Origin of the sequence: Proteus sp. HMSC14B05 (assembly GCF_001808035.1) — a bacterium.
In the GTDB taxonomy this organism is placed as follows: Bacteria; Pseudomonadota; Gammaproteobacteria; order Enterobacterales; family Enterobacteriaceae; genus Proteus; species Proteus mirabilis.
Map to the genome: position 1 here is coordinate 202,754 of NZ_KV792000.1, position 19,573 is coordinate 222,326.

The 19,573-nt window shown below is 40.2% G+C and carries 19 protein-coding genes; 10 read left to right on the plus strand and 9 right to left on the minus strand.

Translation table 11 applies throughout. The features are described 5' to 3' along the window. A partial coding sequence (locus HMPREF3129_RS19035; protein WP_254668259.1) for a DUF943 family protein occupies nt 1-299 on the plus strand: 299 nt, incomplete at its 5' end. A 171-nt stretch (nt 300-470) separates the two neighbouring features. On the opposite strand, the gene ydhT is transcribed toward HMPREF3129_RS19035, so the two are convergent. From ydhT to HMPREF3129_RS14965, 9 genes are all read right to left on the minus strand, one after another. Beyond that, a complete protein-coding gene (ydhT, locus tag HMPREF3129_RS14925) occupies nt 471-1,445 on the minus strand; it encodes a protein YdhT (protein WP_017628261.1) in 975 nt (324 codons plus the stop codon). 7 nt (nt 1,446-1,452) lie between these two features. Further along, nucleotides 1,453-2,250, minus strand: coding sequence for a thiosulfate reductase cytochrome B subunit (gene phsC / locus HMPREF3129_RS14930; RefSeq protein ID WP_004245153.1), 798 nt, complete (start codon nt 2,248-2,250; stop codon nt 1,453-1,455). Continuing rightward, nucleotides 2,247-2,918, minus strand: coding sequence for a 4Fe-4S dicluster domain-containing protein (locus tag HMPREF3129_RS14935; protein WP_036919762.1), 672 nt, complete (start codon nt 2,916-2,918; stop codon nt 2,247-2,249). Before HMPREF3129_RS14935 ends, phsC begins: the two co-directional genes overlap by 4 nt. Nucleotides 2,919-2,984: 66 nt before the next feature. Continuing rightward, on the minus strand, nt 2,985-3,698 hold the full coding sequence (locus HMPREF3129_RS14940; protein WP_230506972.1) for a YdhW family putative oxidoreductase system protein: 714 nt from the start codon (nt 3,696-3,698) through the stop codon (nt 2,985-2,987). An 18-nt stretch (nt 3,699-3,716) separates the two neighbouring features. Next, nucleotides 3,717-5,819 (minus strand): aldehyde ferredoxin oxidoreductase, encoded by a 2,103-nt coding sequence (locus HMPREF3129_RS14945; RefSeq protein WP_017827756.1) that lies wholly within the window; start codon nt 5,817-5,819, stop codon nt 3,717-3,719. 52 nt (nt 5,820-5,871) lie between these two features. Beyond that, nucleotides 5,872-6,501 (minus strand): ferredoxin-like protein, encoded by a 630-nt coding sequence (locus tag HMPREF3129_RS14950; protein ID WP_004245149.1) that lies wholly within the window; start codon nt 6,499-6,501, stop codon nt 5,872-5,874. A gap of 614 nt (nt 6,502-7,115) precedes the next feature. Beyond that, the gene (gene ggt, locus HMPREF3129_RS14955; RefSeq protein ID WP_036919766.1) at nt 7,116-8,876 is read right to left on the minus strand and encodes a gamma-glutamyltransferase; all 1,761 of its coding nucleotides are present in this window, start codon (nt 8,874-8,876) and stop codon (nt 7,116-7,118) included. A 302-nt stretch (nt 8,877-9,178) separates the two neighbouring features. Further along, nucleotides 9,179-9,781: a peroxiredoxin C gene (locus HMPREF3129_RS14960; RefSeq protein ID WP_004247207.1), complete on the minus strand. Its 603-nt coding sequence runs from the start codon at nt 9,779-9,781 to the stop codon at nt 9,179-9,181. A gap of 473 nt (nt 9,782-10,254) precedes the next feature. Further along, a complete protein-coding gene (locus HMPREF3129_RS14965; RefSeq protein ID WP_036920158.1) occupies nt 10,255-10,842 on the minus strand; it encodes an acyl carrier protein phosphodiesterase in 588 nt (195 codons plus the stop codon). Nucleotides 10,843-10,949: 107 nt separating this feature from the next. Here HMPREF3129_RS14965 and queA point away from each other — a divergent pair, with 107 nt between their 5' ends. The 9 genes from queA (at nt 10,950) to nusB (ending at nt 19,527) form a co-directional block, all read left to right on the plus strand. Next, on the plus strand, nt 10,950-12,023 hold the full coding sequence (gene queA / locus HMPREF3129_RS14970) for a tRNA preQ1(34) S-adenosylmethionine ribosyltransferase-isomerase QueA (RefSeq protein WP_004252586.1): 1,074 nt from the start codon (nt 10,950-10,952) through the stop codon (nt 12,021-12,023). A gap of 181 nt (nt 12,024-12,204) precedes the next feature. Then, complete coding sequence (gene tgt / locus HMPREF3129_RS14975) at nt 12,205-13,347, plus strand: tRNA guanosine(34) transglycosylase Tgt (RefSeq protein WP_004245143.1); 1,143 nt, start codon at nt 12,205-12,207, stop codon at nt 13,345-13,347. 86 nt (nt 13,348-13,433) lie between these two features. Then, nucleotides 13,434-13,769, plus strand: coding sequence for a preprotein translocase subunit YajC (gene yajC, locus HMPREF3129_RS14980; RefSeq protein WP_004245142.1), 336 nt, complete (start codon nt 13,434-13,436; stop codon nt 13,767-13,769). Nucleotides 13,770-13,801: 32 nt separating this feature from the next. Beyond that, nucleotides 13,802-15,649: a protein translocase subunit SecD gene (secD, locus tag HMPREF3129_RS14985; protein WP_012367466.1), complete on the plus strand. Its 1,848-nt coding sequence runs from the start codon at nt 13,802-13,804 to the stop codon at nt 15,647-15,649. 10 nt (nt 15,650-15,659) lie between these two features. After that, nucleotides 15,660-16,628 (plus strand): protein translocase subunit SecF, encoded by a 969-nt coding sequence (gene secF, locus HMPREF3129_RS14990; RefSeq protein ID WP_004247209.1) that lies wholly within the window; start codon nt 15,660-15,662, stop codon nt 16,626-16,628. Between the two features lie 118 nt (nt 16,629-16,746). Continuing rightward, complete coding sequence (gene nrdR / locus HMPREF3129_RS14995) at nt 16,747-17,196, plus strand: transcriptional regulator NrdR (RefSeq protein ID WP_004245139.1); 450 nt, start codon at nt 16,747-16,749, stop codon at nt 17,194-17,196. Nucleotides 17,197-17,244: 48 nt separating this feature from the next. Beyond that, on the plus strand, nt 17,245-18,402 hold the full coding sequence (gene ribD, locus HMPREF3129_RS15000; RefSeq protein ID WP_052124581.1) for a bifunctional diaminohydroxyphosphoribosylaminopyrimidine deaminase/5-amino-6-(5-phosphoribosylamino)uracil reductase RibD: 1,158 nt from the start codon (nt 17,245-17,247) through the stop codon (nt 18,400-18,402). A 212-nt stretch (nt 18,403-18,614) separates the two neighbouring features. Next, a complete protein-coding gene (ribH, locus tag HMPREF3129_RS15005; RefSeq protein WP_004245137.1) occupies nt 18,615-19,085 on the plus strand; it encodes a 6,7-dimethyl-8-ribityllumazine synthase in 471 nt (156 codons plus the stop codon). A 28-nt stretch (nt 19,086-19,113) separates the two neighbouring features. Beyond that, nucleotides 19,114-19,527 (plus strand): transcription antitermination factor NusB, encoded by a 414-nt coding sequence (nusB, locus tag HMPREF3129_RS15010; RefSeq protein WP_004245136.1) that lies wholly within the window; start codon nt 19,114-19,116, stop codon nt 19,525-19,527. Nucleotides 19,528-19,573: the final 46 nt, after the last annotated feature.

The following is a 19,573-nucleotide window of genomic DNA, read 5'->3' on the forward strand; positions in this document are numbered from 1 at the left end:
AAGATGTTTTAGATAAAAAGTATGATTTATTTAAAGCTAAAGATAGCTCCTTCTATATTTATATATGGAATTATGGTGATGGATATTTAGAAGAAGGAAAATACGATCGATTATGTTTTACTGAAATTAAAAGTAACAAAAAATGTATAGAAAAAGATAAAGTGATGTCAATAATGTATTCTTTAAATGAAGAGGAAATTAGGATAGGTAATTCTGAATATATTAAAGATAAAAATGGTTCTTTTATAAAGAAAGACAAGGATACTAATACAACTATCACAGTAGTCCCTAATGCATAACTTGGTCACAAGTGGTGATAATAGCTTATTCACATTTTATGCTTAAAAATATATTTTGCTGTTTATATTAAAAATATAACGCTAAATCTTTGTGAAACAATGCGAAGTTATCGTGTTTCGTCTCCATGTTTGCCCAATAGCTTCTATGAGAATTTTTTATTAATTATTGAGTTAAGTAATATTATCCATTGCAACAGGGCGCTGTTTTTCATCTAAGTAGTAGTGAATGCCGGCCTCAATATTATCTTCACCTTCATAGAAAACGTTAAAGCGGGTGCGTTTTCCATCGTGATAGGCAATCACAGCGCTACCGCCTTTTCCTAAGCAAAATTGCTGAAGATGCCCTGTTGAGATACACACGCTGTTATCCCCAGATACAGAGAGTGTGCAGTTATCACCTGTGTTGATAGCAATGGCGTTATCGCCAGTAACAGTAATATGTGCTAAATCACCAGTATTGGTGACTTTTGTACGGGATTGAGTCGCATTAATAAAGTTTCTTATACCACTATTGGCAATATGCGCCCCTTGACCAGAAGCGTAAATTTTAACATCGTTGCCACTATTACAAATACGAGAGCGTCCTCCTAAGCTACCAATACGACATTGATCTGCCGTATTACTGATCTTTCCAGCAAATCCGCTGTTGATTAATTGGTTACTATAACCAGTGTTAGCAATACTGTTTTCATCACCGGAAAAGGCGACAATATTATCACGACCACATAATGCGAGGGCGGTATTAAATTGCTGGCTTTTGACAATCAGTTGATGCCATTCGGTAGAAAACTGAATGTTTTCGTCGCTAGATTGCGGTTGGTGATAGGGTAAACGTTGTAATGTCACACCGGTTTGTTTTTCATTGCCTAACAGGGACAAGATGTTTTCTATCACTTCTTGTTCCTGTTTGGCAAAAGAGGACTGACTAAAATGACGCAGATAAATATATTGAATTAAGCTTTCTATCCATTGTGTTTGACGTTGTTTTATCAATTCATTATGGATAGCACGGTAAGTACCTCCATGGGGAAAATAACGCAAAAACCAACGATAAAGTGAACTTGAAACATGCAGTTGGCGTAAGTCTTCTTTGGTTAGTGTGATATTTTCCTGTGAAGGGACTGACATATAAGCTCCTTGATCCATCTATTTATTAGTGTCTATGGTAGCCGTCAACCATACTGCGAAAGGTTTGGAATGGCGTTCTTCCGGTGGTACACAGGTAAAGGTGACCAAAGATAAAAAAGACACTACACACGGCTAGTATTTGGTGAATTATTAATAACCAAGCTTTAAATAGCACAGCATCAGCAGGGATAAACATGGGATTTTGCAGTAAGATCCCAGTGATTAAAAGTAATGGTACTAATGCATACATCACACCTAAATAAGCCATTTGTTGCAGTGGATTAAATTTAACCTTGGGAGTGGCTGGAAAAGGATGATCTTCCCCCTTAATAATGCCGTAAAGATAAAAACGCGTTTGCATTAATACTCGTTGCAACCAGTTTTTACTGTCAATACGGTAAAATTTACCATTGCCACCAACAAGATTAATTAACACAAAGGACAACCAGCATACTAAGAGTAGATAACCACAAATTTCATGCACATTGACGAGTAACGCCGTGTCATGTGCCGAGAGTAGGGCGAAATGGTTAATCCCGCCACTGAGAAGGAGTAAGATAAATAAAGTTGCATTACTCCAATGCCATAAACGTACCGCTTTTGAGTAAAGATAGAGTTTCTCTTCTTGATGATGCTCTCCATGGGGTGTGGCAAAGCGGTAACGTAAAAAACCATGAAGTGCGAGTACAAGTAGCATGCCGACAAATAATACGCCGGCAACAATTAACCAAAGTGGCAAATAGTCCGGTGTATAGATTAAGACATACTGTTTGAGTGAGGCTTGAAATTGTGCTGCATTTGGCATGATATTTATTGCACTCATACGTTATCTCCCCCTTGTACATGAGGTCCAACACGTCGATAAAGATGCGGTTTTCCTACTCCATCAAGTTGATAGAGATAGTAGTCATGTGTTTTTAGCCATTGCTGAATTTGTGGGCTATCTTCTCTACCAAAGAGTAGGGCGTTTTGTGGGCAAGCGCTGACACAAATCGGTGGGAACCCTTTTTGTAATCGAGACTCAAGACAAAAGTCACATTTATCAGCAACATGTGTTACGGGATTAAGATAACGAACTTGGTAAGGACAGGCTGATATGCAATAACTACAGCCAATACATTTCTCTTTATTAACGCGAACAATACCATTGCTTTCATCGCGCCAAGATGCGCCCGTAGGACAAACCGAGATACAAGGAGCATCTTCACACTGCTGACATGAGTGTCTAAAAAAATGGTACTTATCGTTATCTTCTTTTAAGCTTAATGGAATGTGTGCAATATCCATTCGCGCCATTCCGGTTGGTACTTTATTTAATCGACGGCACGCTGTGGCACAAATATTACAGCCATTACAGCGTGTTTCGTCATGGATCATGGCATAGCGTATCGGTTTTTTATCTGTGGCTGCCGCTAAGGTACTCCCCAGTGGCGCACTGAAAAAGATCACAGAACCTATACCTGCTACAAATTTACGGCGAGAAACACGCATTATTTTTGCTCCTCAATCTGATGCTGTTGTAATACCCACAGAACATTTCGTCGACAGGGTAGAGCATTAAGGATTTTCATATTGTTCTACCTCCAGCCATTCTGTTAACCCTCTCGCCTTGCCATAACTCATTAGGGTGCTACTAAATAGGTAAGGGGCATTGTTAGAGGCGAATATTTGCTGAATATCTTGAAAATCAGGGTGAGTTTTCATCAGCGTCAATGCATCGTCTATTTCTGCAGCGGTGTAATAAAAAGGCTCCGACATCAACATGCTTTGCTTCAATGGACGAGGGTAGGTTTCGCATTCAAAGCGAACTAAACCTGCAATGGCAGTGCAAATATCGGTATATCTATTGAGAAGCTGTAATTGTGCATAGTTATCTGACATAACAGTGTCAGAATAGAAATAATCTTCACCATTATGTGTTAAATAAGTAATATCAACGAAAGCGTCCTCGTTCAACGCGACTCTTAATTGCATTACCTCTTCTTCAGAGAGTGAATAAGGCGCATCATACAGCGTGGAAATAGCTAATAGTTCACCTTCTTTTGAACATTGACGGATTGCATTGGCTAGATGTTGTTCAGCCGATAATTGCGCGATATCTTCAATTTGTTCTTCTGTAGTATCCGTTAAGGTGTGAGTACCATGCCCAATACCTCTCTCTGATAACGGCAATAGCCAACGACGAAGAGAAATATCCGGTTGTTCTAAAATAATATCAGCATCATGAGCAATATCAGGTGGTATAGAGGCTGATGCATTCTGTTTATTCATCATGATCTCCTTTACCTATTAATTGGGTAATAAGCCACGTGATGCTAAATCGTCAGCAACATCTTGTAATCCAAGGCGTACTAAAGTTGCTTTTGTTGGACAGCCTAATTGTGGATCCCAGCCCATTTCTTCATAAAATAGGGTGAGAGAGAGTTGCATATCTTCTCTATCCATTTTGTCTGTCCCTTCCGTAAAGACAGGAATATCAGGATCTTTATCAAATACCCATGAACAGATTTGGTCATGCTCATTACGCATATCCATTGTGTTCATTAACTTAACCGTGTAAGCACGATGTAAAGTGAAGATGCGTTCTGAGGCTAAATCAAGATCTTGAGAAGTAGTTGGTTCACCGGTAATGGCAGTGAAAAATTTTGCTTCCATATCTAAATCGCCACGATAGTTGCGGCTTTTATGAGGTGATACGGTCATTGGCCATACCCAGTTACATAATGTCACGGCATCATGTAGGCAACTACGCAAAATGGTCCATTTGGTATAGGCAATTTTTGCTTTATTAATCGGCGTGTAGTTTTTGGTTTCATCAAAAGCATCACCAGAGCCAAATAGTTCACCTGCAATCTCTTTTTGTAATTTTAGCGGTAAACCACTACCGATATAGTTGATATGAGTATGTGTCATCGCATCGCGGTTAAACATACAGTTGACGATGGAGCCTACTTGAGCAGAAGCTTCATTTGCATGGTGAATAGGGAAACCCATCGGTGACCAAAGTTTATTTTTCTTATTACCCCAATATTCCTCACCTAAATTCCAGCGTTGTGCAATTAAATAAGAGCCATCAGCAAGGTGACTAAATTCACCTTTACGATGGGCTAAGCGGTAATAGAAATCTTTGATAAATGCGGGATCACCTTCTTCAAGTTTATCCCAAGGAATATCGTTATACTCTTCTTCAGAAAGAACGCGTTTAAAAACGCCGTGGGTATAGCAATAAGTAAAGTCACGATGAAGCTGACCGTAGTTGCACCATAAGCCCATATCATCAAAAATATTGAGGCCGACAAGATTACCAACAACATTGGCATCGCCTTTTTTCTCAATATCTTTCGGGCCATTAGGGAAAATGGTGGTATGAACAAAGTTGGCGACACAAGTGTTTCCGCCTGTTTGAGGTACGCCAAATTTTTTCGCTTGCGGGACATTAAGTTGTGACATACAGCGAATAGGGCATGAGTGGCATCCCCCCATTTTTACCGTGTATTGTTCTGCTTCTGGGCCAAGATCGAAGGTTGATTTCATGGTTCTAAAGCCGACAGTATTGGCATTGCCCGGTGGGATCTCCCCTGTTTCAATGGGGCCACCTTCAGCCGCTCCCCAATAAAGCCCTTTACGTGCAGTCCAGCGTGAACCCGGATGTGAATACTCTGCCCAAGATTGCGGGGTACTTGGTACGACGTGATTATTATTTGCGCCAATAAGTTGTGTCATCATATAGTCGTTAAGCTCTTTTAATGCTTTACGATCGGCAACATTAACGCCACGGCTTCCTTCAACCACAATCGCTTTTAATTTTTTAGCACCAAGTACGGCACCAATTCCAGCACCACCACTGTGGTTACGACTATTGATAAGTCCTGAAAGAGGGACAAGGTTTTCACCCGCAGGGCCAATAGCAGCAACACACGCTTCAGGGCTTGTTTGAGCACAAAGTTCTTCTGTTGTTTGACGAGTTCCTTTTCCCCATAAAAAAGAGGCATCTTCAATGGAAACTTGGTCATCATCAATATGGATCCACACGGGTTTATCTGCTTGACCTTCAATGATCAACGCATCATAGCCGGCAAATTTCATCCATGCGGCAAAAAAGCCTCCCATATGGGCATCAACCACTAAATTACCGCGAGTAAAGGTTGAAAGAGAGGTGATATTGACGCGAGAGCTACAGGGTGCGCCTGATCCTGTTAGCGGGCCTACCGCAAATACCACTTTGTTTTCTTCATCAAAAGGTTTTACACCGGGTGCAACTTCTTCATACATAATTTTGTAGCCAAAGCCCATACCACCAATTAAGGATTTGTATTGGCTTGAGCTTTCGCGAGAGATGGCACCAGTAGTTAAATTAATTCTTAGTATATTGCCAGTCCAGCCGTTAATCATAATATTGCTTCCTAATCTAAAGAGGGGTCAATGAGGTGAATGCTAAGAAAAATCAAACGGTAATTTCTTTCCATTCAATAATGTGCAATGCCCCTGTTGGGCATGCTGAAGCGCATTCACCACATAAATTACATTTACCGGATTTTTTCGTTTGTGGATTGACGGTTGCCATCATCCACGGGCAAGCTGTTGTACAAGCGGCACAGCCGATACAACGACGAGTATCAACGACAATACAGCCAAACTCTTCTTGATAACGGATAGCTTTTACTGGGCAGACGTTCATACACTCGGGTGTTTTGCATTGGCGACAAGTATCAGTGGTAAAGTTTAAGTCGCCATATAAGCCCCCTCCAGAGCCAATACCTTTATCACCAAAATAGAAATGACGATGGATTTTAGTACGGGAGAAGAAAGAGCCAACGCTACCATCATTCCATGTTGTACATGCTGTTTCACAACGATGACAGCCAGTGCAACGGGCACGATTAGTCACTAATACACCTTTAGGTGTGGTTGTCAGTTGAATAACGCCACTGTCTATTTCTTCTTGCTTACAACCTAAAAGAGAAAGTAGTGCGGGTGCTATGGTGATCCCTGCCAGCCCTTTACCGGATATTCGCAGAAACTCTAGTCTTGATAGTCCAATATCTAATATAGGACGATGATGTGTATCAGACATTAATATTTATCTCCGCTTAACTAATTTAAATAAGAAATAAGTTGTGATGATAAATGTGTTCTTTTCTCTACTTGTTTTTCGTTGTATATAAAATATAATAACGATTGATTTAGAATAGATATAATAGTTATCAACACTTTTTATTACTGAAAATAGCTTGTGGTGAATTGTTAAATATTTGTATTTACAATATGTTACATTCGGTTTTTACGTATTTTTCATTAACCATTATGATATTGTGGTTATTAAAAAATTTATTCTGTGACTGCAATCATAGAAATAAAATTAATTATCGTTAGTTAAAAAATTAAATTAAGTGATTATTGTTCTTATCTGTAATTACGAAGGATAATTAATATTGTTTATATATATTCTATTATTTAAATAGAATATAAAGACATTTGTTCTTATATTACGTTTGAAATTATTATTTTAATGGTAAATTGATATTTAATATTAATTATTTATTTAATGAAAAATGAATCTTGATTATTATTAATAAAAAAAGATATTAATAAATTGTAAAACAGTGACGAGATCATTTTTATAAAAAAAGAAACCTTGTCTAATAAAGAGAAGGTTTCTTTTGCCAATGGTATTATATGATTTTATGGTTAGTAGCCCACGGCTTTACCTGCTGGACGTCGAACATCATTTGAACCATAAAGATAACCTTCGCGTATCGCCCCTGAAACAGCAGAATCATTACCTGACGAAGCAGGGATCACTCCTTGTTCTCCTGGAAGGCCGACCATAATCAATTCAGCCGCGCCCCATGGCGTTTGTTCGACCATTTTATATCCCATGGCAGAAAGTTTTTCTAAGGTATCTTTTGATAATCCTCGTTGTTCATAATAAACCTCATCAGGTAGCCATTGATGATGAATTCGAGGGCTATTGACGGCTTCTTGGGGGGACATACCAAACTCAATAATATTAAGTGCTGTTTGTAAGGTGATTGAGATAATACGAGAGCCTCCCGGTGAGCCTAATACAAGAAAGGGTTTGCCATCTTTAGTCACAATGGTTGGACTCATTGAGGACAGTGGACGTTTTAATGGGGCAATACTATTTCGTTCACCTTGTACTAAGCCATAAAGATTTTTCTCGCCAACTTTAGTTGTAAAATCATCCATCTCATTATTGAGGAAAAAGCCAGTCCCCGGGGCGATAACGACAGCACCAAAACGACCATTGATGGTGTAAGTGGTTGAAACGGCATTACCATCTTTATCAATCACCGAATAATGTGTGGTTTCAGGGCTTTCATGAGGTGCAATTCCGGGTTGTACCTTTTCTGATGGGGTGGCTTTATTCGGTGTAATTTGTTGGCGAAGCTCTGCGGCGTAGGTTTTACTTAATAACTTTTCTGTTGGATTGTTTATAAATTGCGGATCGCCTAGAAAGGTGTTTCTATCCATATAAGCATGACGCATAGCTTCTGTGAGCGTGTGAACATATTCGGCAGAGTTAAAACCCATCGATTTTAGATCGTAGCCTTCTAAAATATTCAGTGTTTGGCAAATAGTGACGCCCCCTGAACTGGGAGGAGGAGCAGAGATAAATTCATAACCTCGATAAGTACAGGTAATGGGAGGTGTTTCGGTAATAGTGAAGTTCGCAAAATCTTCTTTGGTTAATAACCCATTATGCTGTTTTGAAGCTTGTTCTACTTTTTTAGGGATTTCCCCTTGATAGAAAGTATCAGCACCTTGGTTGGCGATAAGTTCAAGCGTATTGGCTAAGTCCGTTTGAATGAGGCGATCGCCAGGCTGCCATGGTGTTCCATCAGGCTTTAAGAAAATTTTTGCTGATTCAGGATCTTGTTTAAATCGCTCTGTGGTGGTGTCTAATACGTCAGTATCAGCACGGGTTAAAATATAGCCTTCTCTGGCTAGTTTAATAGCGGGAGCCATCACTTCTTGGCGTGAAAGTGTGCCATATTTTTCTAATGCAGCATCAAGTCCTTTCACTGTACCCGGCACCCCTGAGGCAAGATAGCCGTATAGGCTTGCCTCTTTAATCAAGTTACCGTCTTTATCTAAATACATATTTTTAGACGCTGCCGTAGGCGCCGTTTCACGAAAATTAATAAAGGTATTGGTGCCATCAGCAAGGTGTATGGTCATAAAACCACCACCGCCAATATTTCCACAACAAGCATTTACCACAGCTTGTGCATAGCCAACAGCAACAGCTGCATCAATGGCATTCCCTCCTTTTTGTAAAATATCTTTCCCTACTTGTGAGGCTAAATGTTGTGAAGAGACCACCATACCTTGTTGTGCTTCAACCGCTGGCTCATAGGCGGCATAGAGTGCAGGTGAAAAAAGTGTGGTAAGTAACAGCAGGTGCATTTTTTTTATAGTAATCATGATTATATCCATTAATAACAGTGGGTTAGTTTCAATAGAGATAAGTGAAAGTAGGTGTGTATACGCTAGTATTAATGTGGTTAACAATTACGTAACAATAAGTATAGAGAGAAGTTATTAATGACGAGAATTTTTTTTGAAGAGATGATCACAAAATCATCTTTAAGTGAATAAATAATAATGTTATGTACAAATAGTAATCTTAATAAATTGAGTTGAAAGGCAAAAGAATAGATGGAGTATTAATAAAAAAGCCTGTTTTCACAGGCTTTTAGCAAATATTTGTTTAGCTTACTGGAATATTACAGTTTGCCTGAGTTCGCTTTCAGATATTTAGCAACACCGTCTGGAGATGCGCCCATACCTTCTTGGCCTTTTTCCCATTGTGCAGGGCAAACATCACCATGCTCTTCGTGGAATTGTAGTGCATCAACCATACGGATCATTTCGTCAATATTACGGCCTAATGGCAGGTCGTTTACCACTTGGTGACGAACGACACCTTCTTTGTCGATCAGGAATGAACCACGTAGTGCAACACCCGCTTCTGGATGTTCGATACCGTATGCTTTAATGATATCGTGTTTGATATCAGCAACCATTGGGTATCTTACTTCACCAATACCGCCATCATCGATAGCTGTTTTACGCCATGCGTTATGTACGAATTCTGAGTCCATAGAAACGCCGATGATTTCAACACCACGTTTTTGGAACTCTTCAAAACGGTGATCAAATGCAATCAGTTCTGAAGGGCAAACAAAAGTGAAGTCCATTGGCCAGAAGAAAATAACCGCAGGTTTGCCTTTGATAAATGAATGCAGGTTGAAATCATTAACAATTTCACCGTTACCTAAAACAGCAGCTGCTGTGAAATCTGGGGCTTTGCGAGTAACCAGAACCATAATGTACTCCTGTAAATTGAAAGAGTTTATACTCGTCATATTTCAAGTTGTCGCGTTGTTGACTGCGTTCATTCGCACTAGTCACATACCTTTGTATGCCCCTAGTGACTCATTCACTTGCCATCTAGCTACATCTCGAACTATTTAGAGTAATTTAAGGGGATGCCCTGTTTTTAAATTTAGGGTGATGCCCTGTTTTTAAATGATGCATACAGCATAAATAATCAATCGTTATTGATAAAATCATACAGAACAATCTATTTGATAGGTTATAACGATGAATTTTATACAACAAAAATGACTTATTTATGACTCCTTGTATAACTATCTATTCTAATCAACTTTATAAATGAATACTACGCTTGTTAACGGATCGTTACCAATAAAAAGATAAATTGACGTAGTCTCTGTTTGCTCGATTCAATGTAATGCTTAATCATGACAAACAGATGAATAAAAAGAGCCTTAATGTATCAGTCATCCAGCTGATGATGTTGTGCTCTTTCTAACAATTGTGGATAAAATTGCCAAAAAATCTCACTTAACTCTTTATAATGCGTTTCTAGTGCAATATAAGAGCCTGCAAGCGCACTTAAACGCGGTCTTCTTTTTGCCATGCCTTTTAACGTCTGTGCTATATAAGTTTTATCAGCATAACGAGTCAACCACGCTTGGGGCCATAAATATTCATTGAGCTCTTGAAATTTTTCCGGAGTTCGCCATAAATCCGGTTCAATGGTATTGCGCACATAAGTAACAAATTCCAAGAGCGGTATGTCAGGTTCAAATTTATCCCAATGTAGTGAGAGAAAATGATCCCAAAATATATCCAAAGTAATGGGTGCAACGCGGCGGTATTCATTCGGAAAAAGTTGTCGAGCTTGTTTAACTAATGGATGAGTATCAGTCAGCACATCAATACGCCTATGCATGTGAATGCCGTCAATTACCGCTTGGCTGTAATCGTTACTCGGCGTACCTTTTACATAGTCCGCCATCATATTGCCTAATAAGGAGCTTTTCGCTCTAAAGGCGAGGTGTAAGTGAGCAAGATAGTTCATTGTACTATCATAGCGCTTTTTAAATAAAAAAGTGCTTCTTTGTTGCACTGATTAACATGCAGCACTAGACTAGTGCGCCTGTTTTTTATGAAAGTAGTCGTTTAATTATGCGTGTATCCGATTTTAGATTTGACCTGCCTGAGTCCTTAATTGCTCATTATCCTCACCCCCAACGTAGTGGGTGCCGATTATTATCCCTAGAGGGGAAAACGGGCAATTTATCTCACGGTGTCTTTACGGATGTATTAGATAAACTCAATGCCGGTGATTTACTTGTATTTAATAATACTAGAGTGATCCCCGCGCGTATTTATGGTCGTAAAGCCTCCGGTGGCAAGATAGAAGTATTAGTGGAGCGTATGCTAGATGAACATCGTGTGTTAGCCCATGTTCGTGCATCAAAGTCACCCAAAGAGGGCGCATCACTGATTTTAGGGGAAGACGAAAGTGTACAAGCAACCATGATTGCACGCCATGATACACTATTTGAAATCCGTTTTGATGATGAAAGAGATGTGCTGACTATTTTAAATAGTATCGGTCATATGCCTCTTCCTCCTTATATTGATCGTCCAGATGAAGGATCCGATAAAGAGCTTTATCAAACGGTCTATAATGAGCGTCCCGGTGCAGTAGCTGCACCCACAGCCGGATTGCATTTTGATGAGCCGTTATTAGAAGCACTACGTAACAAAGGCGTTGAGATGGCCTTTGTCACTTTGCATGTTGGTGCTGGCACTTTCCAGCCTGTTCGTGTGGATAATATCGAAGAACACACTATGCATTCCGAGTATGCTGAAGTCCCTCAAGAGGTGGTAGATGCCGTGCTCGCTTGTAAGGCACGAGGTAATCGGGTGATTGCCGTGGGTACAACGTCTGTTCGCTCTTTAGAGAGTGCGGCTAAAGCTGCCAAAGATGCATTAATTGCTCCTTTTTTTGATGATACGCAAATTTTTATTTATCCAGGTTACCAATATCAAGTTATTGATGCTTTGATAACTAACTTCCATTTGCCAGAATCAACCTTAATTATGCTGGTTTCCGCATTTGCTGGTTATAAAAATACCATGAATGCTTATAACGTAGCGGTTGAGCAAAAGTATCGTTTTTTCAGTTATGGTGATGCGATGTTTATTACGCGTAATCCTTTAGCTATCAATGAAAAAGTGGGTGAAGAGTAGGGCTTTATTCTATTTTTTAACGTTTTTTTTCATTTTATGACCGGTTATGTCAATTTTGCTGCTTGATCTCTTTGACTAAGCACAGCTTTTGTTGATGTAACATATACAGCCGTCTAACAAATGATTAGAATGTGCTGTTTTTATTATGCATTGGACTGTTTTTCTGATGCTTGGAGGATGAGTGAAATACGAATTAGATAAAACAGATGGTCATGCCCGTCGTGGTCGTCTTAAGTTTGAACGCGGTGTCGTTGAAACACCTGCATTTATGCCTGTAGGGACATACGGTACAGTTAAAGGGATGACACCTGAAGAAGTTGAAGCCACAGGTGCACAAATCCTTTTAGGCAATACTTTCCATTTATGGTTACGTCCTGGTCAAGAGATCATGAAATTACACGGTGATTTGCATGACTTTATGCAGTGGAAAGGGCCAATTCTAACCGATTCAGGTGGTTTCCAAGTCTTTAGTTTAGGCGCAATGCGTAAAATTAAAGAAGAAGGTGTGCATTTCCGTAACCCAATTAATGGTGAAAAGATTTTCTTAAGCCCAGAAAAATCAATGGAAATTCAGTACGATCTTGGATCAGATATTGTGATGATCTTCGATGAGTGTACGCCATATCCATCAGATTGGGATTATGCTAAAAATTCCATGGAGATGTCATTACGCTGGGCTAAACGTAGTCGTCAACGCTTTGATGAATTAAACAACAAAAATGCATTATTCGGTATTATTCAAGGCGGCGTTTACGAAGATTTACGTGATATCTCAGTGAAAGGGCTAGTGGAAATCGGCTTTGACGGTTACGCTGTTGGGGGCCTAGCTGTTGGTGAACCTAAAGAAGATATGCACCGTATTTTAGAACATGTTTGTCCACAAATCCCTGCGGATAAACCTCGTTATTTAATGGGTGTAGGTAAACCTGAAGATTTAGTTGAAGGTGTTCGTCGTGGTATCGATATGTTTGACTGTGTGATGCCAACACGAAATGCACGTAATGGACATCTGTTTGTAACAAATGGTGTCATTAAAATTCGTAATGCTAAACATCGTTCAGATACATCAACTCTGGATGAACATTGTGATTGCTACACCTGTAAAAATTATAGTCGCGCTTACCTACATCATCTTGATCGCTGTAACGAAATTTTAGGTGCAAGGCTGAATACCATCCATAATTTACGCTATTATCAGCGTCTAATGGCTGAAATTCGTCAAGCAATTGATGAGTCACGTTTCGAAGATTTCGTGCATGAGTTCTACGAACGTATTGGTAAACCAGTTCCACCGCTAAACAGCAGTGCGAGTAAGTGCGATTAATGTATACGAGAAAGCCCAATTCTGTGTATGATATTGGGCTTATAACTTGAGTATCGTCGATATCGACAACAATGAGGAAAAAGTGAATGAGTTTTTTCATTTCTGATGCTGTTGCTTCTGCTGGACAAGCAGCACCTGAAGCAAGCTTTATGTCTATTTTACCGATGTTAGTGATCTTTATTTTAATTTTCTATTTTATGATCCTACGTCCTCAGCAAAAACGTACTAAAGAACACCGTAAACTGATGGAATCTATCGGTAAAGGTGATGAAGTGTTAACTACTGGTGGTTTAATCGGCCGCGTTGTTAAAGTTTCAGATAACGGCTATATCGTTGTTGCTCTGAATGAAACAACTGAAGTAACTATCAAACGTGACTTTGTTGCCGCTGTATTACCAAAAGGCACAATGAAAGCTATTTAATTTGATTTCCCCAAAGGGAAAAGGGAACTGCCGTGCTAAACCGTTATCCTTTGTGGAAGTATCTGATGTTGATATTCGCTATCCTCATCGGTCTGCTTTACGCACTTCCTAACCTATATGGTGAGGATCCGGCTGTTCAAATCACTGGCGCGCGGGGAACCGCCGCCAATGAGCAAACACTGGATCAAGTTCGATCTTTATTAGATAAAGAAAAAATTGAAGCGAAATCAATCGCCCTTGAAAATGGTGCGATTTTGGCTCGTTTCAGTAACCCTGATATTCAGTTACGTGCCCGTGAAGCCTTGTTACCTGCGTTAGGTGACAAGTTCGTTGTTGCACTTAACCTTGCACCCGCTACGCCAAAATGGTTAGAAGCCATTGGCGGTGAGCCGATGAAATTAGGGTTAGACTTACGTGGTGGTGTTCACTTCTTAATGGAAGTTGATATGGAAACCGCGTTAGGTAAACTTCAAGAACAAAATGTTGATAGTTTACGTACTTTATTACGTGACGAAGGCATTCCATATTCTTCTATCCGCAAAACGGATAATTATGGTGTTGAAATCCGTTTCCGCAACGCTGATGACCGTTCTAAAGCATCAGATTATCTTGCGCGTCGTAACCAAGATCTCATTTTTAGAAATGGGGATAATAACTCGTTAAAAGCTATTTTTACCGACGAGCGTTTACGTGATGCGCGTACTTATGCGGTACAACAAAATATCACCATCCTACGTAACCGTGTCAACCAATTAGGGGTTGCTGAGCCATTAGTTCAACGCCAAGGTGCTGACCGCATTGTTGTTGAATTACCGGGTATTCAAGATACGGCTCGTGCGAAAGAAATCCTAGGTGCAACAGCAACATTAGAATTCCGTTTAGTGAATACTAACGTTGATCCTTCAGCCTTAGAAACAGGACGCATCCCGGGTGACTCAGAAGTGAAATACACTCGTGATGGTAGACCAACCATTCTTTATAAACGTGTTGTATTGACCGGTGACCATATTACCGATTCAACGTCACAAGCCGATGAGTACGGCCAGCCTCAAGTAAGTATTTCACTTGATAGTGCTGGTGGCTCTATTATGTCTAACTTTACCAAAGATAACGTCGGTAAACCGATGGCTACTCTTTTTGTAGAGTATAAAGACAGCGGTAAACGTGATGAAAACGATCGCGCAATTTTGGTAAAAAATGAAGAAGTTATTAACGTGGCTAATATTCAAACCCGTTTAGGTAATAACTTCCGCATTACTGGTATCTCTAATGCGAATGAAGCACGTCAATTATCTCTGTTATTACGTGCTGGGGCATTGATTGCACCTATTCAAATCGTTGAAGAGAGAACCATTGGGCCAACATTAGGTCTTCAGAACATAACTCAAGGTTTAGAAGCTTGTTTATGGGGTCTGATAGCCTCTGTTGCCTTTATGATTATTTATTATCGTAAATTTGGTGTGATCGCGAGTACGGCGCTATTAGCAAACTTGGTGTTAATTGTGGGGGTCATGTCATTATTACCCGGTGCAACGTTAACCATGCCTGGTATTGCGGGTATTGTCTTAACCCTTGCGGTTGCGGTCGATGCTAACGTACTGATCAACGAGCGTATTAAAGAAGAGTTACGTAATGGTCGCTCAGTACAACAAGCTATCCATGAAGGTTATAAAGGTGCCTTCTCCAGTATTATTGATGCGAACTTAACCACGTTAATTACTGCCGTGATCCTTTATGCAGTCGGTACTGGCTCCATTAAAGGGTTTGCTATCACAACTGCTATCGGGGTTGCGACATCCATGTTTACCGCTATTGTGGGTACACGTGCGATTGTAAACCTGCTGTATGGCGGTAAACGCATCAAGAAACTGTCTATTTAAGGAGCACGTTGTGGCACAGGATTATACTGTTGAACAATTAAACCATGGTCGTAAAGTCATTGACTTTATGCGTTGGGACAACGTCGCCTTTACTATTTCGTTTCTGCTTTTGGTAGCATCTATCGCTATCATTTCCGTGAAAGGATTTAACTGGGGATTAGATTTTACTGGAGGAACGGTTATTGAGATCAATCTCAGTCAACCGGCCGATCTAGATAAAATGCGTGATAGCTTGGCAGCCGCCGGCTATAAAGATCCTCTGTTACAAAACTTTGGTAGCAGCCGCGATATTATGGTGCGTATGCCTCCTGTTGAAGGACAGGCTGGTCAAGAATTAGGTAAGAAAGTCATCGATATTATCAATGTTGAAATTGATAATGATGCAACAGTCAAACGTATTGAATTTGTTGGGCCAAGTGTCGGGAGTGAATTGGCTCAAACAGGGGCAATGGCGTTACTTTCTGCACTTATCTGTATTCTGATCTATGTTGGATTCCGTTTTGAGTGGCGTCTAGCATTAGGGGCTGTTATTTCACTTGCCCATGACGTGGTGATCACTCTGGGTATTTTATCACTCTTCCAAATTGAGGTTGATTTAACCATTGTCGCGTCATTGATGTCTGTTATCGGTTATTCCTTGAACGATAGTATCGTGGTATCAGATCGTATTCGTGAGAATTTCCGTAAAATTCGTCGTGGTACCTCTTATGAGATCATGAACGTTTCACTAACACAGACATTAAGCCGTACCATCATGACATCAGCAACAACATTATTAGTTGTGTTGATGCTCTATATCTTTGGTGGTTCAATGCTTAAAGGCTTCTCTTTAGTGATGTTAATCGGTGTTTCATTCGGTACTGTTTCATCTATTTATGTGGCTTCTGCATTAGCACTGAAAATGGGCATGAAACGCGAACACCTGATTGTTCAAAAAGTGGAAAAAGAGGGTGCAGATCAGACAACACTCTTACCTTAATAGAGCGTTTTTCTGACATAAACATCGCAAACACCCTGCCAGTTAATGACTGACAGGGTGTTTTTTGTTCACTGAACAGGTACACTGTTTAGGAGTTTTGTCAACAGTAGGAATAACTATGCATTGTCCATTTTGCACAGCCGTAGATACCAAAGTAATTGATTCGAGACTTGTTGGTGATGGCTCACAAGTGCGCCGTCGTCGTCAATGCCTTGTTTGCCATGAGCGCTTTACTACCTTTGAAGTCGCAGAGCTTGTGATGCCTCGTGTTGTGAAAAGTGATGAAATCCGTGAGCCTTTTGATGAAGAAAAGCTACGTAGAGGAATGCTCAAAGCATTAGAAAAACGTCCTGTGAGTTCTGATGATGTTGAAGCTGCCATTAATCATATCAAATCACAATTAAGGGCAACGGGCGAAAGAGAGATACCTTCCAAACAGATCGGTAATTTTGTTATGGAACAACTAAAGAAACTGGATAAAGTTGCTTATATCCGTTTTGCTTCGGTTTATCGCAGTTTTGAAGATGTGCGCGATTTTGGCGAAGAAATTGCAAAATTACAAGATTAATCATTCGCTTCACACGACTATTTGAAAATAACGATAAATAATAAATCTATGATGACAATTAACAACAGCAACAATCCTACGGGCAATGAGCCGGCTAATGATGAAACCTATATGCGTCGAGCGATAGAGTTAGCTGCATTAGGACGTTTTACAACATCACCTAACCCAAATGTGGGATGCGTGATTGTGAAAGAAGGGAAGATTATAGGTGAAGGTTATCACCATCATGCAGGTGGTCCACATGCCGAAGTGAATGCATTAAATATGGCGGGTGAAAATGCCAAAGGTGCTACCGTCTATGTTACGCTTGAGCCATGTAGCCACTTTGGTAAAACGCCTCCTTGTGCTGATGCTTTAATCAACGCCGGGGTAAAACGTGTTGTTGCTGCAATGCAAGATCCCAATCCTCAAGTGGCAGGACGTGGTTTACATAAATTAGTCGCTGCAGGTATTGATGTTTCTCATGGCGTATTAATGCAAGAAGCTGAAAAATTGAATATCGGCTTTTTTAAACGTATGAGAACAGGGTTTCCTTATATCCAATTAAAACTGGCCGCCTCTTTAGACGGTAAAACGGCATTAGCATCAGGGGAAAGTCAATGGATAACCTCTAAAGCTTCGCGACAAGATGTGCAAAACTTTCGCGCGCAAGCTAGTGCTATTTTAACAACGAGTGCCACTGTTTTAGCCGATGATCCTGCAATGAATGTGCGTTGGGAAGCATTATCCGATGAGATAAAAGCGATTTATCCACTAGAGTCATTGCGCCAGCCTATTCGTATTATTACCGATAGCCAAAATAGGGTAACTCCCGACTATAAAATTACACAACTTGCAGGTGAGTGCTTGCTTGCTCGGACTCACTCTCAGCAAGAAGCTTGGCAAGGTGATGTCTCAGAAATTTTGCTTCCTACTAATGGCAAAAATAGTAGTGTCGATTTAGTGTTATTAATGATGCAGTTAGGTAAACGCAATATTAATAGTGTATGGGTTGAAAGTGGCGCACATTTTGCTGGCGCACTATTAGAGCTTGGTCTTGTTGATGAGCTTATCATTTATATTGCTCCGAAAATTTTAGGCGATGATGCTCGAGGTTTATTATCCATTTCACCACTGTCGTCATTATCTGAAGCCCCTGAATTTACAATAGATTCTCTTCAACAAATCGGCCCTGATATCCGCGTTTGTTTAAAACCTCGTTATTAATAGATGCAAATATGTGTGTCTATGGCGCTATTTGTAGTAAAATAGCGCCGTGTGTGTTATTCCCTGTCGTTACGACATTGTTATCAGCCAACTAACTACCTTGATTTATCAAGGATTTTTGGCTCCTTTGCTGTGTTATCATAAAACTGAGCGCAGTAAAGGAAAGAATGTGATAAAATCCGCGCCCCGCGGATAGGAGAAAAAGGTAACCTATGAACGTAATCAAAGGTGTTGTCGCGGCGCCAAACGCACGTGTAGCGATTGCAATTGCCCGTTTTAATAATTTTATTAATGATAGCTTGTTAGAAGGTGCCGTTGATGCACTTGAGCGTATCGGACAAGTTTCCTCAGAAAATATTACCGTCGTTTGGGTTCCTGGCGCTTATGAGTTGCCATTAACTGTAAAAGCATTAGCAGAAAGCGACAAATATGATGCAGTTATCGCGTTAGGTACTGTTATCCGTGGTGGAACCGCACATTTTGAATACGTTGCTGGCGAATGCAGCTCTGGCCTTTCTCATGTTGCAATGCAAAGTGAGATCCCTGTGACTTTTGGTGTATTAACCACTGAAAGCATTGAGCAGGCAATTGAACGAGCTGGTACTAAAGCGGGCAATAAAGGTGCTGAAGCTGCAATGACAGCACTTGAAATGATCAATGTACTTAAAGCCATTAAAGGCTAATCATCTGTTTTAACTAAAGGGGAATTTTGTGAAACCTGCTGCTCGTCGTCGTGCTCGTGAGTGTGCTGTACAAGCTATCTACTCATGGCAATTATCCGGAAATGACATCGCGGATGTGGAATTGGAGTTTTTATCCGAGCAGGATACCCAAGGTGTAGATATTGCTTATTTCCGTGAGCTTTTAGTGGGTGTTGCAATCAATGCAGCACGTTTAGATAAGGCGATGGAGCCTTATTTATCACGTCAACTGGAAGAGCTAGGCCAAGTTGAAAAAGCGATTTTACGTTTAGCTATGTTTGAACTCAGCTTCCGTGAAGATGTTCCTTATAAAGTAGCCATTAACGAAGCGATTGAATTGGCTAAGGTGTTTGGTGCTGATGACAGCCATAAATTTGTCAATGGCGTGTTAGATAAAGCTGCACCAACTGTACGTAAAAAATAACGTTCTTCACGTTTCCTCTATGGTAAATTAATAATCCAAGGCCGGT

Excerpts from the sequence above, each read along its gene's own strand:
- HMPREF3129_RS14965 (WP_036920158.1), bottom strand. The coding sequence starts at position 10,842 with ATGAACTATCTTGCTCACTTACACCTCGCCTTTAGAGCGAAAAGCTCC.
- ydhT (WP_017628261.1), bottom strand. The coding sequence starts at position 1,445 with ATGGATCAAGGAGCTTATATGTCAGTCCCTTCACAGGAAAATATCACA.
- nrdR (WP_004245139.1), top strand. The coding sequence starts at position 16,747 with ATGCATTGTCCATTTTGCACAGCCGTAGATACCAAAGTAATTGATTCG.
- HMPREF3129_RS14950 (WP_004245149.1), bottom strand. The coding sequence starts at position 6,501 with ATGTCTGATACACATCATCGTCCTATATTAGATATTGGACTATCAAGA.
- ggt (WP_036919766.1), bottom strand. The coding sequence starts at position 8,876 with ATGATTACTATAAAAAAAATGCACCTGCTGTTACTTACCACACTTTTT.
- HMPREF3129_RS14940 (WP_230506972.1), bottom strand. The coding sequence starts at position 3,698 with ATGAATAAACAGAATGCATCAGCCTCTATACCACCTGATATTGCTCAT.
- HMPREF3129_RS14945 (WP_017827756.1), bottom strand. The coding sequence starts at position 5,819 with ATGATTAACGGCTGGACTGGCAATATACTAAGAATTAATTTAACTACT.
- HMPREF3129_RS14960 (WP_004247207.1), bottom strand. The coding sequence starts at position 9,781 with ATGGTTCTGGTTACTCGCAAAGCCCCAGATTTCACAGCAGCTGCTGTT.
- ribH (WP_004245137.1), top strand. The coding sequence starts at position 18,615 with ATGAACGTAATCAAAGGTGTTGTCGCGGCGCCAAACGCACGTGTAGCG.
- phsC (WP_004245153.1), bottom strand. The coding sequence starts at position 2,250 with ATGAGTGCAATAAATATCATGCCAAATGCAGCACAATTTCAAGCCTCA.
- yajC (WP_004245142.1), top strand. The coding sequence starts at position 13,434 with ATGAGTTTTTTCATTTCTGATGCTGTTGCTTCTGCTGGACAAGCAGCA.
- ribD (WP_052124581.1), top strand. The coding sequence starts at position 17,245 with ATGATGACAATTAACAACAGCAACAATCCTACGGGCAATGAGCCGGCT.
- queA (WP_004252586.1), top strand. The coding sequence starts at position 10,950 with ATGCGTGTATCCGATTTTAGATTTGACCTGCCTGAGTCCTTAATTGCT.
- HMPREF3129_RS14935 (WP_036919762.1), bottom strand. The coding sequence starts at position 2,918 with ATGCGTGTTTCTCGCCGTAAATTTGTAGCAGGTATAGGTTCTGTGATC.